Genomic DNA, 15,071 nt, shown 5'->3' with positions numbered 1-15,071 from the left:
CCGAAGTGACCAGCCTTAGCGAAAAATCTGTCGATGTGGCCGAACCGGTGAGCAAATCCTGGTTCGTCTACCTCGTGCGCGCGGCCAATGGCTCGTTGTACTGCGGAATCAGCAACGACCCTGTGCGCCGCTTCGCCAAGCATCAAAGCGGCAAAGGCGCGCGGTTCTTCCTCTCCAGCCCGGCGATGGCGCTGGTCTACACCGAACTGTGCCGCGACAAGAGCGATGCGCTGCGCCAGGAGCGGCTGATCAAAAAGCTGCGCAAGAGCGCCAAGGAATGTCTGGTCGCGTCTTATCAATCTGACTGATCAGTTCCCATCAGCCAGATCTGTAGGCTGCTAAGCAAATGCACGCTAAGCTGCCAGCTCACTATCTGAGCGGCGGAGCCGAGCATGTCCGAGTTGATTCTCCATCATTACCCGACCTCTCCATTTGCCGAGAAGGCCCGCCTGCTGCTGGGCTTCAAAGGCTTGTCGTGGCGCTCGGTGCATATCTCGCCGGTGATGCCGAAACCGGATCTGACTGCGCTGACCGGTGGCTACCGCAAGACCCCGGTGCTGCAGATTGGCGCTGATATCTATTGCGACACTTCGCTGATCGCGCGTCGTCTGGAGCAGGAAAAGGCATTGCCGGCGTTCTTTCCCGAGGGTCAGGAATTCACCGCCGCCAGTTTTGCCACATGGGCTGACTCGGTGGTGTTCCAGCATGCGGTGAGCCTGGTGTTTCAGCCGGAATCGGTGGCGGTGCGCTTCGCCAAGTTGCCGCCGGAAGCGATCAAAGCTTTTATTGCCGACCGCGCTGGTCTGTTCAGTGGTGGCAGTGCCACGCGTTTGTCTGCCGAACAAGCCAAACATCAGTGGCCGACGATCATGGCTCGTCTAGAGCAGCAGTTGCTGCGCGAGCAGGGCGACTTCCTGTTTGGCGAGCCGTCGATTGCCGACTTCGCGCTGGCGCATCCGCTGTGGTTCCTCAAGGCTACGCATGTCACGGCTCCACTGGTGGATGAGTATCCGGCTGTTGCGGCCTGGTTGGGCCGAGTGCTGGGTTTTGGTCATGGCGCGGCGAGTGCGATGACTTCGGAAGAGGCGCTGGAGGTTGCACGTAACGCGACACCGGCGGCGTTGCCGGATGAGCAGTTCGTAGATCCGAATGGGTTCAAGGCTGGGCAGCAGGTGGCGATCTCTGCGACCGATTACGGAGTTGATCCGGTGGTCGGTGAGTTGCTGTTTGCCGGCAGTGAGGAATTGATCATTCGGCGCGAAGACGAGCGTGGCGGTGTGGTGCATGTGCACTTCCCGCGTTTCGGTTTCCGCATCGAAGCCCGCTAAAAGCAAAAGATCGCAGCCTGCGGCAGCTCCTACACAAGTCTCATGTAGGAGCTGCCGCAGGCTGCGATCTTTTGATCTTGTTGTTACTTCAGGGCAGCGAGGATTTCGTCCGGGTCGAATCCGCGAATCAACGTGCCGTTGACATCGATCAACGGTATCCCGCGTCCGCCCAATGCCTCATACGCCTTGCGCGCCTCGGTATTCTTCTCGATATCGAATTCCTTGAAGGGAATCCCCTTGCTGTCGAGAAAGCGTTTGGTCTGCTTGCAATAGCCGCACCAGTCGGTGGCGTAGAGCACGACGTTGGCTTGCGCGCGCGTCTGCTCTGCAACCATCTGCGACGGATTGAACACCCGCTCGATCTTGCCCCAGTTCTGATAGACCACGACCACCAGCAGAACCAGCGCAACTTTCTTCAGCACATTGCCGAGCATCAGTTACGCCGCTTCAACTGATCGGTGAGCGATGTCGGCAGGCCCTTGATCACCAGGGTGCCAGCTTCTTCGTCGTATTCGATCTTCGAGCCCAGCAGGTGCGCTTCAAAGCTGATCGACAGGCCTTCGGCGCGGCCGGTGAAGCGGCGGAATTGATTCAGGGTGCGTTTGTCCGCCGGAATCTCTGGCGACAGGCCGTAATCCTTGTTGCGGATGTGATCGTAGAAGGCTTTCGGGCGTTCTTCGTCGATCAGCTCGGAGAGTTCTTCCAGGCCCATCGGTTCGCCGAGTTTGGCCTGGCTGCTGGCGTAATCGACCAGGGTCTTGGTCTTCTCGCGGGCGGATTCTTCCGGCAGGTCTTCGCTTTCTACGAAGTCGCTGAAAGCCTTGAGCAGCGTGCGCGTCTCGCCCGGGCCGTCGACACCTTCCTGGCAGCCAATGAAGTCGCGGAAGTATTCCGACACCTTCTTACCGTTCTTGCCCTTGATGAACGAGATGTACTGCTTGGACTGCTTGTTGTTCTGCCACTCGGAGACGTTGATGCGCGCCGCCAGGTGCAATTGGCCGAGATCGAGGTGGCGCGACGGGGTCACGTCCAGCTCATCGGTCACTGCCACGCCTTCGCTGTGGTGCAGCAGGGCGATCGCCAGGTAATCGGTCATGCCTTGCTGATAGTGGGCGAACAGCACGTGGCCGCCGACCGACAGGTTCGATTCTTCCATCAACTTTTGCAGGTGCTCGACCGCGACTTTGCTGAACGCGGTGAAGTCCTTGCCGCCTTCCATGTATTCCTTCAGCCAGCCGCTGAACGGGAACGCTCCGGATTCCGGATGGAACAGGCCCCAGGCTTTGCCCTGTTTGGCGTTATAGCTCTCGTTGAGGTCGGCGAGCATGTTCTCGATGGCTGCAGACTCGGCCAGTTCCGTGTCACGGGCGTGCAGAACTGCGGGCGTGCCGTCGGGTTTTTTGTCGATCAGGTGGACGATGCAATGACGGATCGGCATGGGCTTCTCGGCTGTTGGAAGGGAGGAGGGCAGGCTCCCCCGAAAAAGCGCCCAGTGTACCGCAACCACTGGTTTTGGCGCGGGTTGTAGGGCAAAACCGGGGCGCGTACTGACGCATATGCAGTTTTTTACCGATTTAGCGCAATAAAGCTGACCAAATGGGTAGCTAGAGGCGGATATTTCCCCGTCTCTGTGCTAGTTTTGCCCGGTCTTACGCGAAGTCACTGCGTTAAGCGTGCAATCAGCATTTGTCAGGTCGAACCAAACCCTGATTTCGGCATCTATAACCCGACTCGTCGTGGTTATCGCCGAGGGTGCCAGATCCAGAAGATCGGGCTCGATGGCTGACACTGCACTCTGCAATCCATATGAATTTGATAGGGAAGGAACACTACATGGCTCTTACTAAAGACCAACTGATCGCCGACATCGCTGAAGCTATCGACGCGCCGAAAACCACCGCGCGTAACGCTCTGGACCAACTGGGCCAAATCGTTGCCGATCAGCTGGAAAACGGCGGCGAAATCACCTTGCCAGGTATCGGCAAGCTGAAAGTGACCGAGCGTCCTGCCCGCACTGGCCGTAACCCTTCGACTGGCGCTGCCATCGAAATCCCTGCTAAGAAAGTGATCAAGCTGGTTGTGGCCAAAGGCCTGACCGACGCTGTGAACAAGTAAGACGCAGCAATAAAAAACCGTGCATCGGAGTGATCCGGGCACGGTTTTTTTGTGTCTGCGATTTGGCGAGGCGTTACGCCGCCTGTAGGAGCTGTCGAGTGAAACGAGGCTGCGATCTTTTGATCTGGCTCTTCAGGATCAAGATCAAAAGATCGCAGCGTGCCGCAGCTCCTACAGGGGCATCTGCGCAGCTATTAGCGGACCCAGCGCTCGCGGCGCCAGATCTGCTGCTCGGACTTGGTCTGGAAGGTCCAGGCGACGAAACGGCTCTGCTTCTGCCCTTGCGACATCTCCACCACTTGGCTTTCCAGCACGCCGGCCTTTTTCAGCGCGGTTTCGATGGCCGGCAGGTTCGACGCTTTCGACACCAAGGTGCTGAACCACAGCACCTTATGCTGGAAGTTCGCGCTCTCGGCGATCAGTTGCGTCACGAAACGCGCCTCGCCACCTTCACACCACAGTTCAGCCGACTGCCCGCCGAAGTTCAGCACCGGCAGTTTGCGTTTCGGGTCAGCCTTGCCCAATGCGCGCCATTTGCGCTCGCTGCCCTTGGTCGCTTCATCCATCGAAGCGTGGAACGGCGGGTTGCACATGGTCAGGTCAAAGCGCTCGCCCGGTTCCAGCAAGCCAATCAGGATGTGCTTGCGGTTTTCCTGCTGGCGCAGCTGGATAACTTTGTTCAGGTCGTTGGACTGAACGATGGCGCGGGCAGCGGCCACGGCGGTCGGGTCGATTTCCGAGCCGAGGAAGTGCCAGCGGTATTCGCTGTTACCGATCAGCGGATATACGCAGTTGGCGCCCATCCCGATGTCCAGCACGTTGACGATCGCGCCGCGTGGCACCTTGCCGTCGTTCATGCTGGCCAGCAAATCCGCAAGGAAGTGCACGTAATCGGCACGGCCCGGAACCGGTGGGCAAAGGTAATCCGCCGGGATGTCCCAATGCTGGATGCCATAGAACGACTTGAGCAGCGCCCGGTTGAACACACGCACCGCATCGGGGCTGGCGAAGTCGATGCTTTCCTTGCCGTACGGGTTGGTGATCACGAACTTCGCCAGTTCCGGCGTGGTTTTGATCAGCGCCGGGAAGTCGTAACGACCCTGATGGCGATTGCGCGGGTGCAGGCTGGCCTTTTCGCGCGGTTCGACGGTCTTGGCCGGGGTCGCGGAGTCAGGCTTCTTGCGCGCAGGTTTGGGTGTGCGGGGGGCGTTCATGGGCGTGGTCGATTCGGGTATGGCTGAAAGTGGCGGGTATTGTCCCACATCCAGCCGTTGCGAACTCAATATCAGCAACACCAACGATCTCTGTGGGAGCGAGCTTGCTCGCGAAAGCGTCGTTTCAGTCAACATCACTTTCGCCTGACACGGCCTCTTCGCGAGCAAGCTCGCTCCCACAGGGATTGGCAGTGGATGAAGGAAAGTAGGCAATAAAAAAGGCGCGTCACCCAATCGGGTGGCGCGCCTTTTTAATGCGATTTACCTTTACAGGCTGGCAATCCGCGCATGTTGCTCGGCCAGTTTGCCCAAGGCTTGTTCCGCCTCGGCCAATTTGGCGCGTTCCTTCTCGATGACTTCGGCCGGGGCCTTGTCGACGAAACCGGCGTTGGACAGTTTGCCGCCAACGCGCTGGACTTCTCCCTGCAGACGCAGGATTTCCTTGTCCAGGCGTGCCAGTTCGGCACCCTTGTCGATCAGGCCGGCCATCGGCACCAGCACTTCCATCTCGCCAACCAGTGCAGTGGCGGACAGCGGTGCTTCTTCACCAGCCTGCAGAACGGTGATCGATTCCAGACGCGCCAGCTTTTTCAGCAGCGCTTCGTTCTCGGTCAGACGGCGCTGGTCTTCAGCGCTGACGTTCTTCAGGTAGATTGGCAGTGGCTTGCCCGGGCCGATGTTCATTTCGCCACGGATGTTACGCGTGCCGAGCATCAGTTCCTTGAGCCATTCGATGTCGTCTTCGGCCGCCGGATCAATGCGCTCTTCGTTGGCCACTGGCCACGCTTGCAGCATGATCGTCTTGCCCTGAATGCCGGCCAGCGGCGCGATGCGCTGCCAGATTTCTTCAGTGATGAACGGCATGAACGGATGCGCCAGACGCAGCGCCACTTCCAGCACGCGAACCAGCGTACGGCGAGTGCCGCGCTGACGTTCAACCGGCGCATTCTCGTCCCACAGCACTGGCTTGGACAACTCCAGGTACCAGTCGCAATACTGGTTCCAGATGAACTCGTACAGCGCTTGCGCGGCGAGGTCGAAACGGAACTGATCGAGTTGACGGGTCACTTCGGCTTCAGTGCGCTGCAGCTGCGAGATGATCCAGCGATCTGCCAGCGACAGCTCGTAGGCTTCGCCGTTCTGGCCGCAGTCTTCGCCCTTGTCCAGAACATAACGCGCGGCGTTCCAGATCTTGTTGCAGAAGTTGCGATAGCCTTCAACGCGGCCCATGTCGAACTTGATGTCGCGACCGGTCGAGGCCAGCGAGCAGAAGGTGAAGCGCAGGGCGTCAGTGCCGTAGCTGGCGATGCCGTCGGCGAATTCGTCGCGGGTCTGCTTCTCGATCTTCTTCGCCAGTTTCGGCTGCATCATGCCGGAGGTGCGTTTCTGCACCAGTTCTTCCAGCTCGATACCGTCGATGATGTCCAGCGGGTCAAGGACGTTGCCCTTGGACTTGGACATCTTCTGGCCCTGACCATCACGCACCAGACCGTGCACATAAACGGTCTTGAACGGTACCTGCGGGGTGCCGTCCTCGTTCTTGATCAGGTGCATGGTCAGCATGATCATCCGGGCAACCCAGAAGAAAATGATGTCGAAGCCCGTCACCAGCACGTCGGTGGAGTGGAATTTCTTCAGGAACTCGGTCTGCTCAGGCCAGCCGAGTGTGGAGAAGGTCCACAGGCCGGAGCTGAACCAGGTGTCGAGTACGTCGTTGTCCTGCTGCAGGGCAACGTCCGGACCGAGGTTGTGCTTGGCACGCACTTCGGCTTCGTCGCGACCGACGTAGACCTTGCCCGACTCGTCGTACCAGGCCGGAATCCGGTGGCCCCACCACAGCTGACGGCTGATGCACCAATCCTGGATGTCGCGCATCCACGAGAAGTACATGTTTTCGTATTGCTTGGGCACGAACTGGATGCGGCCGTCTTCAACGGCGGCAATCGCAGGCTCGGCCAAAGGCTTGGTCGACACGTACCACTGGTCGGTCAGCCACGGCTCGATGATGGTGCCGGAGCGATCGCCTTTCGGTACTTTCAGGCCGTGGTCATTGACGCTGACCAACAGGCCGGCTGCGTCGAATGCGGCAACGATCTGCTTGCGCGCTTCGAAACGCTCAAGACCGGCGTACTCAGCTGGAATCGCGCCGTCGATGCTGTCGTTCAGCGTGCCATCGAGGTTGAACACCTGCGCTGCCGGCAGCACGTTGGCGTTCTTGTCGAAGATATTCAGCAGCGGCAGGTTGTGGCGCTTGCCGACTTCGTAGTCGTTGAAATCGTGGGCCGGGGTGATTTTCACGCAGCCGGTGCCGAATTCAGGATCGCAGTAATCGTCGGCGATGATCGGGATCCGGCGGCCAACGAGTGGCAGCTCGACAAACTTGCCGATCAGGGATTTGTAGCGCTCATCGTTCGGGTTCACCGCGACGGCGGAGTCGCCGAGCATGGTTTCCGGACGGGTGGTCGCGACGATCAGGAAATCGTTGCCATCAGCGGTTTTCGCGCCGTCGGCCAGCGGGTACTTCAGGTTCCACAGGAAACCCTTCTCGTCGTGGTTTTCCACTTCGAGGTCGGAAATCGCCGTGTGCAGCTTGGTGTCCCAGTTGACCAGACGCTTGCCGCGATAGATCAAGCCGTCTTCGTGCAGGCGCACGAACGCTTCTTTGACCGCTTCCGAGAGGCCGTCGTCCATGGTGAAGCGCTCGCGGCTCCAGTCAACGGACGAGCCGAGGCGGCGGATCTGACGGCTAATGTTGCCGCCGGACTGATCCTTCCACTCCCAGACTTTCTCGAGGAATTTTTCGCGGCCCAGATCATGGCGATTCTGGCCCTGGGCTTCGAGTTGACGCTCCACCAGCATCTGCGTGGCGATACCGGCGTGGTCGGTGCCCGGTTGCCACAGGGTGTTGCGACCCTGCATGCGGCGGAAACGGATCAGGGCGTCCATGATCGCGTTGTTGAAACCGTGACCCATGTGCAGGCTGCCGGTGACGTTCGGCGGCGGGATCATGATGGTGTAGGAGTCGCCCGCGCCTTGCGGGGCGAAGTAGTTCTCGGACTCCCAGGTGTTGTACCAGGAAGTTTCAATGGCGTGCGGCTGGTAGGTCTTATCCATGCGCGGCGGGACCCTATTGGCATTAATTCAGGAAAAGCCGACGAGTATAGCGGGGCATGGGGCCGAGGGCGAGCGGGGCGGGCCGGATGGAGATCTAAATGTAGGAGCTGCCGAAGGCTGCGATCTTTTGATCTTGTCTTTAAAAAACAAAGGTCAAAAGATCGCAGCCTGCGGCAGCTCCTACACGGGGTACGTTATTCGTACTGGCTGAGCAGCCGTTCCATCCGCGCGTCGAGGCGGCGTTTGATTTCGGTTTCGATGTGCGGCGCGAAGTCGTCGATCACGTCTTGCAGGATCAATTGCGCGGCGGCGCGCAGTTCGCTGTCGAGGTGAAGCAAGGCGTCCGGGCCTTTATCCACAGGCGCCGCCGATTGCGCGGCAGTTGCCGGGGCGGGCGTGGGAGGCGGTTCGACGGCAGCCGGCTCGGTGCCGACCGAATCGAACAGCATCGGAATCTGTTCCTGTTCGCCATCGTCGACCGTGTCGGTCAACAGCGGTGGTTGCAGGTTGTCATCGCCGAGCAACTGGCGGATCGATTCAAGATCATCCAACAGGTGTGCGGACTTTTGTTGCGGTTTCGGAGTGTCCATTGGAGTGCTCAGAGTCGCTGTAAACGGTGGTCTTGCAGAGGATAGCCCTGTTCACGGTAGAAACGGAAACTCTCCCGCGCGGCCGCCCGGATCGACGGATCTTCGACCACCACTTCCGCCACGCGGGCGAATTTGTTGGCAAAGGCTGGGACTTTCAGGTCGAGATTAACCAGCAAATCCTGATGCTGACCGCAGTCTTCACCCAGACCCAACACAATCAAACCGTCCGGTTCGCTGTCGGCCGGGCCGTGAGGTACAAACGTTTCGCCCTTGAATGCCCACAGGCGTGCATCGAGATCATCGCGCTGAGCGGCATCGCTGCAATGCAGGTAGATGCGATGGCCCATGCGCCAGGCTTTCTCGGTGAGCTTGCAGGCAAAGTCCAGGCGCGCCGAAGGGTCAGCGCTGGGCAGGATATAGAAGTCGACTTTGGTCATTGCGGTTCCAGAGCAGCAAGCGGCGTCACCCGAAGGTAACGCCGCCCATCAGCGGGTTCAGGCTTTGGCGCGATCCAGCAGGTACTGGGTCAACAGAGGCACCGGACGACCGGTTGCGCCTTTGTCCTTGCCGCCGCTGGTCCATGCGGTGCCCGCGATGTCCAGGTGCGCCCAGTTGAGGTTCTTGGTGAAGCGCGACAGGAAGCACGCAGCAGTGATGGTGCCGGCTTTCGGCCCGCCAATGTTGGCGATGTCGGCGAACGGGCTGTCCAGTTGCTCCTGGTATTCGTCGAACAGCGGCAATTGCCATGCACGGTCATCAGCGGCTTTACCGGCGCTGAGCAGTTGGTCGATCAGTTCGTCGTTGTTGCCCAGCAGGCCCGAAGTGTGGGCGCCCAAGGCAACGACGCAAGCGCCGGTCAGGGTGGCGATGTCGATCACCGCTTGAGGCTTGAAGCGCTCGGAGTAGGTCAGCGCGTCGCACAGCACCAGTCGGCCTTCGGCGTCGGTGTTGAGGATTTCCACGGTCTGGCCGCTCATGGTGGTGACGATATCGCCCGGACGGGTCGCGTTGCCGCTAGGCATGTTCTCGGCGCAGGCGAGGATGCACACCAGGTTGATCGGCAATTTCAGTTCAAGCACGGCACGCAGGGTACCGAACACGGAGGCCGCGCCGCCCATGTCGTACTTCATTTCGTCCATGCCGGCGCCTGGTTTCAGGCTGATGCCGCCGGTGTCGAAGGTGATGCCTTTACCAACCAGCGCGTACGGCTTCTCGGATTTCTTGCCGCCGTTGTATTGCATGACGATCAGGCGCGGCGGTTGCTCGCTGCCTTGGCCGACGGCGTAGAACGAGCCCATGCCCAGGGATTTGATCTTCTTCTCGTCGAGGACTTCGACTTTCAGATCCTTGAACTCTTTGCCCAGATTCTTGGCTTGTTCGCCGAGGAAGGTCGGGTGGCAGATGTTCGGCGGCAGGTTGCCCAGATCGCGGGTGAAGGCCATGCCGTTGGCGATCGCAGTAGCGTGGTTCACGGCGCGCTGCACTTCAGCTTGGGCAGCCTTGATGGTCAGCAGGGTGATTTTTTTCAGGGCGCGCGGTTCGGCTTTCTGGCTCTTGAACTGGTCGAAGGTGTATTCGCCGTCCACCAGGGTTTCCGCCAGTAGACGGGTTTTGCCGTAGCTGTCACGGTTTTTGACAATAACTTCATCCAGCGCCAGCACGGCGTCGCTGCCGCCCAGACCCTTCAGGGTGTTGAGGATGCCGGCCACGATTTTGCGGAACGGACGGTCGCCCAGTTCTTCATCCTTGCCCACGCCGACCAGCAGCACGCGCTCGGCTTTGAGGTTCGGCAGGCTGTGCAGCAACAGACTCTGACCGACCTTGCCAGCCAGATCGCCACGCTTGAGTACGGCGCTGATGGCGCCACCGCTCAGCTCATCAACCTGTTTGGCCGCGACGCCGAGTTTGCGGCCTTCGCCGACGGCAACCACCAGGGTGGCGGTTTTCAACGTTTCTGGGCTAACGCTTTTTACAACCAGTTCCATGTCCGGATCCCTGAATGAATGGTCAACATGCAGGCGTTCGACGGTGTCCGCAGTCGCCTGCTTATAGATAGAAGAGGCGCAGGCCAAAGCCTGCGACAAGGGCCGCAGTTTGAACCTCGCTCACTGCGCCTGACAACCCTAGGGGGCGTTCTCAATTAGTTTTCACACCGCGTTGTCGCCTTAAAGCCAGCCAGGCAAGGCGCAGGCCGCTGGGAATGGTTGTTCCCTTTCCAAGGCCTGCAACGCAGACTGGCCGGCTTTAAGGCACAACCCGAAGGGCCGGGCCTGCTGTTGTGCAGGGCTGCGTTGCTCGAAGCTTATTTGGAATGACCAAGCCACACTTCTCGCGCCTTGCCCTGCACAACAGCAGACCCGGCGCGGTGTGAAAACTAATTGAGAACGCCCCCTAGGTTGTACGATCCGCAAAGGATTACAGACATGGATGAGTGTGCGCAGTGACAGGCGCCCTCAATCACAGGATAATGCCGCATCTTTTTTCGACGGCTCTGCGTTGCGGGCCGGTCGATGTGTTTGCTTGTTTGGCCGCCTTAGCCTGACAACCCTGGAGTGTCTGGTTTGATCGTCTTCCGTTATCTGTCCCGCGAAGTCCTGCTGACCCTCAGCGCCGTGAGTGCCGTGCTGCTGGTCATCATCATGAGCGGTCGCTTCATCAAATATCTGGCTCAGGCCGCTGCCGGCCAGCTCGATCCGGGCTCTTTGTTCCTGATCATGGGCTTTCGTCTGCCGGGGTTCCTGCAACTGATTCTGCCGCTGGGCCTGTTCCTCGGGATCCTGCTGGCGTACGGTCGGCTGTACCTGGAAAGCGAGATGACTGTGCTTTCGGCCACAGGCATGAGCCAGCAGAAGCTGTTTCGCATGACCTTGTTTCCAGCGACGCTGGTCGCGCTGGTCGTGGCGTGGCTGAGTCTGGGCCTGGCCCCGCAAGGCGCCAACCAGTTCCAGTTGCTGCTGAACAAGCAGGACGCGCTGACTGAATTCGACACCCTCGAGCCGGGGCGTTTCCAGGCCCTGCGTGACGGTACTCGGGTGACCTATACCGAAACCCTGAGCGACGATCGCGTCAATCTGGGCAGCGTATTCATTTCGCAGAAGAACCTCGGTGCCGATCAAAAGGATCGCGGGATTTCCGTGCTGGTGGCCGAAAGCGGTCGCCAGGAAGTGCGCCCCGACGGCAATCGCTACCTGATCCTCGATAACGGCTATCGCTACGACGGCAGCCCGGGGCAGGCCGATTACCGCGCCATTCACTACGAAACCTACGGTGTGCTGTTGCCCAAGCCAGACGTCAGCGAAGAAGTCACCGACCGTGACGCCATGCCGACCTCGTCTCTGCTGGGCAGCGATGACATCCGCTCCAAAACCGAGCTGCAATGGCGTTTGTCCCTGCCGTTGCTGGTATTTATCGTGACCCTGATGGCGGTGCCGCTGTCGCGAGTCAATCCGCGCCAAGGGCGTTTCCTCAAGCTGCTGCCGGCGATTCTTCTTTATATGGCTTACCTGACCATTCTGATTGCCGCCCGCGGCGCCCTTGAAAAAGGCAAGATCCCGCCGGCCCTCGGCCTGTGGTGGGTGCATGCGATCTTCCTTGTCATCGGTCTCGGCCTGCTCTATTGGGAGCCTCTACGCCTGAAGATGGCCAGTCGTCGTTCCGCTGCGCTGGAGGTGGCCCGTGGTTAAACTCGACCGCTACATCGGCAGCAGCGTGTTCATGGCGATCATCGCCGTGCTGGCCATCATTCTCGGTCTGGCGACCTTGTTCGCCTTCATCGACGAGATGGGCGACGTTAGCGACACCTACACCCTCGTTGATGTGCTGAGCTTCGTGTTGCTGACCGCGCCACGTCGTCTCTACGAGATGCTGCCGATGGCCGCATTGATTGGTTGCCTGATCGGTCTCGGCAGTCTGGCCAGCAGCAGCGAGCTGACTGTAATGCGTGCTGCCGGTGTGTCCATCGGCCGTATCGTCTGGGCGGTCATGAAGCCGATGCTGGTGCTGATGCTGGCGGGCGTGCTGATCGGCGAATACGTTGCTCCGGCGACCGAAAGCATGGCGCAGGCCAATCGCTCGCTGGCGCAGGGCAGTGGTGACGCGCAAAGCGCCAAGCACGGTATGTGGCACCGTCAGGGTGAGGAATTTATCCACATCAACGCCGTGCAACCGAACGGCCTGCTGTACGGCGTGACCCGCTATCACTTCGACAAGGAGCGTCATCTGCTGAGTTCAAGCTTCGCCAAGAAGGCTGAATTCGACGGTAATAAGTGGCAGCTCACTGACGTTGCTACCACGCGGTTCCATGAGCGCAGCACTGAAGTCGTCAATACCCCGAGCGAAGAATGGGACGTGGCGTTGAGCCCGCAACTGCTCAGCACTGTGGTCATGGCACCGGAATCGCTGTCGATCAGTGGTCTGTGGGGCTATATCCACTATTTGTCCGAGCAGGGCCTGAGCAACGGCCGCTACTGGCTGGCATTTTGGGTCAAGGTGTTGCAGCCGCTGGTCACTGCCGCTCTGGTGTTGATGGCGATCTCCTTCATCTTCGGTCCGTTGCGTTCGGTGACCCTCGGTCAGCGCGTGTTCACCGGTGTGCTGGTGGGCTTCACCTTCCGTATCGTCCAGGATTTGCTCGGTCCCTCCAGCCTGGTGTTCGGTTTCTCGCCGCTGTTCGCGGTGCTGGTGCCGGCCGGTGTCTGTGCGCTGGCGGGTGTCTGGCTGCTGCGAAGAGCCGGTTGATAACAGGCGATTGACCTGTGCTTCAAACCTCGAAAACGCCTCGGTCGACAGATCGGGGCGTTTTTGCATGCAATCCGGGTGACAGGCGAACGTGACGCTTGCGCCGTGTATCAGGTACAATTCCCGGCTATTTTTCGGCGGGCCATGCCTGCAGCCTTTTTGAGTGTTGATCCGTGAGTGATTTGAGTCATATCCGCAATTTCTCCATCATCGCCCACATTGACCATGGCAAGTCGACGCTGGCTGACCGTTTCATCCAGATGTGCGGCGGCCTGGCCGAGCGTGAAATGGAAGCCCAGGTACTGGATTCCATGGATCTGGAGCGTGAACGCGGGATCACCATCAAGGCCCACAGCGTTACCCTCTATTACACCGCCAAAGACGGCATCAAGTATCAGCTGAACTTCATTGACACCCCGGGCCACGTCGACTTCACCTACGAAGTCAGCCGTTCCCTGGCCGCGTGTGAAGGTGCTTTGCTGGTAGTCGACGCCGGTCAGGGCGTTGAAGCTCAGTCCGTAGCGAACTGCTACACCGCCATCGAGCAGGGCCTTGAGGTCATGCCGGTGCTGAACAAGATCGACCTGCCGCAGGCCGATCCTGATCGCGTCAAGGATGAGATCGAGAAGATCATCGGCATCGACGCCACCGACGCCGTCACGTGCAGCGCCAAGACCGGCCTGGGTGTCGACGAAGTGCTCGAGCGTCTGGTGCACACCATTCCTGCGCCGACCGGCAACATCGAAGATCCGCTGCAAGCGTTGATCATCGACTCCTGGTTCGACAACTACCTGGGCGTTGTCTCCCTGGTGCGCGTGCGTCATGGCCGCGTGAAGAAGGGCGACAAGATCCTCGTCAAGTCCACCGGCAAGATCCATCTGGTCGACAGCGTTGGTGTATTCAACCCGAAACACACCGCCACCGCTGACCTCAAGGCCGGCGAAGTGGGCTTCATCATCGCCAGCATCAAGGACATTCACGGTGCACCGGTCGGTGACACCCTGACCCTGAGTTCGACCCCGGACGTTGAAGTGCTGCCCGGCTTCAAACGCATCCAGCCACAGGTTTACGCCGGTCTGTTCCCGGTCAGTTCCGACGACTTCGAGGATTTCCGCGAAGCGCTGCAGAAGCTGACCCTCAACGACTCGTCGCTGCAGTACACCCCGGAAAGCTCCGACGCACTGGGCTTCGGCTTCCGTTGCGGCTTCCTTGGCATGCTGCACATGGAGATCATTCAGGAGCGCCTCGAGCGCGAGTACGACCTGGACCTGATCACCACCGCGCCAACGGTAATTTTCGAGCTGGTGCTGAAAACCGGTGAAACGATTTACGTCGACAACCCATCCAAGCTTCCGGATGTGTCGTCGATCGAAGACATGCGCGAGCCGATCGTGCGGGCCAACATTCTGGTGCCGCAGGAACACTTGGGCAACGTCATCACCCTGTGCATCGAGAAGCGCGGCGTTCAAGTCGACATGCTGTTCCTCGGCAATCAGGTGCAGGTCACTTACGACCTGCCGATGAACGAAGTGGTCCTGGACTTCTTCGACCGTCTCAAATCCACCAGTCGCGGCTATGCTTCGCTGGATTACCATTTCGACCGTTACCAATCGGCTAATCTGGTGAAACTGGATGTGCTGATCAACGGCGACAAGGTCGATGCCCTCGCGTTGATCGTGCACCGTGACAACTCGCACTACAAAGGTCGCCAGTTGACCGAGAAGATGAAAGAACTGATTCCTCGTCAGATGTTCGACGTGGCGATTCAAGCTGCCATCGGTGGTCAGATCGTTGCCCGGACAACCGTCAAGGCGCTCAGAAAGAACGTATTGGCCAAATGCTACGGCGGTGACGTCAGCCGTAAGAAGAAACTGCTCGAGAAGCAAAAGGCCGGTAAGAAACGCATGAAGCAGGTCGGCAACGTGGAAATTCCACAAGAAGCCTTCCTTGCCGTGCTCAGGTTGGATAGTTAG

General features: G+C 59.5%; 13 protein-coding genes. 6 read left to right on the top strand and 7 right to left on the bottom strand.

Going from position 1 to position 15,071, the window contains the following annotated elements; genetic code table 11:
- Nucleotides 1-5 precede the first annotated feature (5 nt).
- Nucleotides 6-308, top strand: coding sequence for a GIY-YIG nuclease family protein (locus HUW52_RS26290; protein ID WP_175555277.1), 303 nt, complete (start codon nt 6-8; stop codon nt 306-308).
- An 84-nt stretch (nt 309-392) separates the two neighbouring features.
- Nucleotides 393-1,328 (top strand): glutathione S-transferase family protein, encoded by a 936-nt coding sequence (locus tag HUW52_RS26285; RefSeq protein ID WP_175555276.1) that lies wholly within the window; start codon nt 393-395, stop codon nt 1,326-1,328.
- Between the two features lie 83 nt (nt 1,329-1,411).
- Here the strand turns inward: HUW52_RS26285 and HUW52_RS26280 are convergent, their stop codons facing one another.
- Both HUW52_RS26280 and yejK read right to left on the bottom strand, forming a co-directional pair.
- Complete coding sequence (locus HUW52_RS26280; RefSeq protein ID WP_175555275.1) at nt 1,412-1,762, bottom strand: glutaredoxin family protein; 351 nt, start codon at nt 1,760-1,762, stop codon at nt 1,412-1,414.
- Nucleotides 1,762-2,766, bottom strand: coding sequence for a nucleoid-associated protein YejK (gene yejK, locus HUW52_RS26275; RefSeq protein WP_007909053.1), 1,005 nt, complete (start codon nt 2,764-2,766; stop codon nt 1,762-1,764). The genes HUW52_RS26280 and yejK overlap by 1 nt, the downstream gene beginning before the upstream one ends.
- A 395-nt stretch (nt 2,767-3,161) precedes the next feature.
- Between yejK and HUW52_RS26270 the strand changes: the two genes are divergently transcribed.
- A complete protein-coding gene (locus HUW52_RS26270) occupies nt 3,162-3,443 on the top strand; it encodes an HU family DNA-binding protein (protein WP_003221909.1) in 282 nt (93 codons plus the stop codon).
- A 194-nt stretch (nt 3,444-3,637) separates the two neighbouring features.
- Here HUW52_RS26270 and rlmF read toward each other — a convergent pair whose 3' ends face one another.
- The 5 genes from rlmF to HUW52_RS26245 form a co-directional block, all read right to left on the bottom strand.
- Nucleotides 3,638-4,657: a 23S rRNA (adenine(1618)-N(6))-methyltransferase RlmF gene (rlmF, locus tag HUW52_RS26265; RefSeq protein ID WP_095119373.1), complete on the bottom strand. Its 1,020-nt coding sequence runs from the start codon at nt 4,655-4,657 to the stop codon at nt 3,638-3,640.
- 267 nt (nt 4,658-4,924) lie between these two features.
- Nucleotides 4,925-7,771, bottom strand: a complete 2,847-nt coding sequence (locus HUW52_RS26260; protein ID WP_175555274.1) for a valine--tRNA ligase — start codon at nt 7,769-7,771, stop codon at nt 4,925-4,927.
- Between the two features lie 194 nt (nt 7,772-7,965).
- On the bottom strand, nt 7,966-8,361 hold the full coding sequence (locus HUW52_RS26255) for a hypothetical protein (RefSeq protein WP_016984996.1): 396 nt from the start codon (nt 8,359-8,361) through the stop codon (nt 7,966-7,968).
- A gap of 8 nt (nt 8,362-8,369) precedes the next feature.
- Nucleotides 8,370-8,798, bottom strand: coding sequence for a DNA polymerase III subunit chi (locus HUW52_RS26250; RefSeq protein ID WP_175555273.1), 429 nt, complete (start codon nt 8,796-8,798; stop codon nt 8,370-8,372).
- A gap of 57 nt (nt 8,799-8,855) precedes the next feature.
- Nucleotides 8,856-10,346 (bottom strand): leucyl aminopeptidase, encoded by a 1,491-nt coding sequence (locus HUW52_RS26245; protein WP_077571238.1) that lies wholly within the window; start codon nt 10,344-10,346, stop codon nt 8,856-8,858.
- Nucleotides 10,347-10,922: 576 nt separating this feature from the next.
- On the opposite strand from HUW52_RS26245, the gene lptF reads away from it, so the two are divergent.
- From lptF to lepA, 3 genes are all read left to right on the top strand, one after another.
- A complete protein-coding gene (gene lptF / locus HUW52_RS26240) occupies nt 10,923-12,044 on the top strand; it encodes an LPS export ABC transporter permease LptF (RefSeq protein ID WP_016986095.1) in 1,122 nt (373 codons plus the stop codon).
- On the top strand, nt 12,037-13,098 hold the full coding sequence (gene lptG, locus HUW52_RS26235) for an LPS export ABC transporter permease LptG (RefSeq protein WP_016986096.1): 1,062 nt from the start codon (nt 12,037-12,039) through the stop codon (nt 13,096-13,098). The genes lptF and lptG overlap by 8 nt, the downstream gene beginning before the upstream one ends.
- A 173-nt stretch (nt 13,099-13,271) precedes the next feature.
- Entirely contained in the window at nt 13,272-15,071 is a 1,800-nt protein-coding gene (gene lepA, locus HUW52_RS26230; protein WP_016986097.1) for a translation elongation factor 4, read from the top strand.

It is taken from the genome of Pseudomonas sp. 43A (genome assembly GCF_013363935.1).
In the GTDB taxonomy this organism is placed as follows: Bacteria; Pseudomonadota; Gammaproteobacteria; order Pseudomonadales; family Pseudomonadaceae; genus Aquipseudomonas; species Aquipseudomonas crudilactis.
The sequence above is the reverse complement of the archived record's forward strand: the minus strand, read 5'-3'. Positions and strand labels throughout refer to the sequence as shown.

Bases quoted from the DNA above. Each gene is read 5' to 3' on its own strand.
- HUW52_RS26285 (WP_175555276.1), top strand. From the start codon at position 393: ATGTCCGAGTTGATTCTCCATCATTACCCGACCTCTCCATTTGCCGAG.
- HUW52_RS26280 (WP_175555275.1), bottom strand. From the start codon at position 1,762: ATGCTCGGCAATGTGCTGAAGAAAGTTGCGCTGGTTCTGCTGGTGGTC.
- yejK (WP_007909053.1), bottom strand. From the start codon at position 2,766: ATGCCGATCCGTCATTGCATCGTCCACCTGATCGACAAAAAACCCGAC.
- HUW52_RS26270 (WP_003221909.1), top strand. From the start codon at position 3,162: ATGGCTCTTACTAAAGACCAACTGATCGCCGACATCGCTGAAGCTATC.
- rlmF (WP_095119373.1), bottom strand. From the start codon at position 4,657: ATGAACGCCCCCCGCACACCCAAACCTGCGCGCAAGAAGCCTGACTCC.
- HUW52_RS26260 (WP_175555274.1), bottom strand. From the start codon at position 7,771: ATGGATAAGACCTACCAGCCGCACGCCATTGAAACTTCCTGGTACAAC.
- HUW52_RS26255 (WP_016984996.1), bottom strand. From the start codon at position 8,361: ATGGACACTCCGAAACCGCAACAAAAGTCCGCACACCTGTTGGATGAT.
- HUW52_RS26250 (WP_175555273.1), bottom strand. From the start codon at position 8,798: ATGACCAAAGTCGACTTCTATATCCTGCCCAGCGCTGACCCTTCGGCG.
- HUW52_RS26245 (WP_077571238.1), bottom strand. From the start codon at position 10,346: ATGGAACTGGTTGTAAAAAGCGTTAGCCCAGAAACGTTGAAAACCGCC.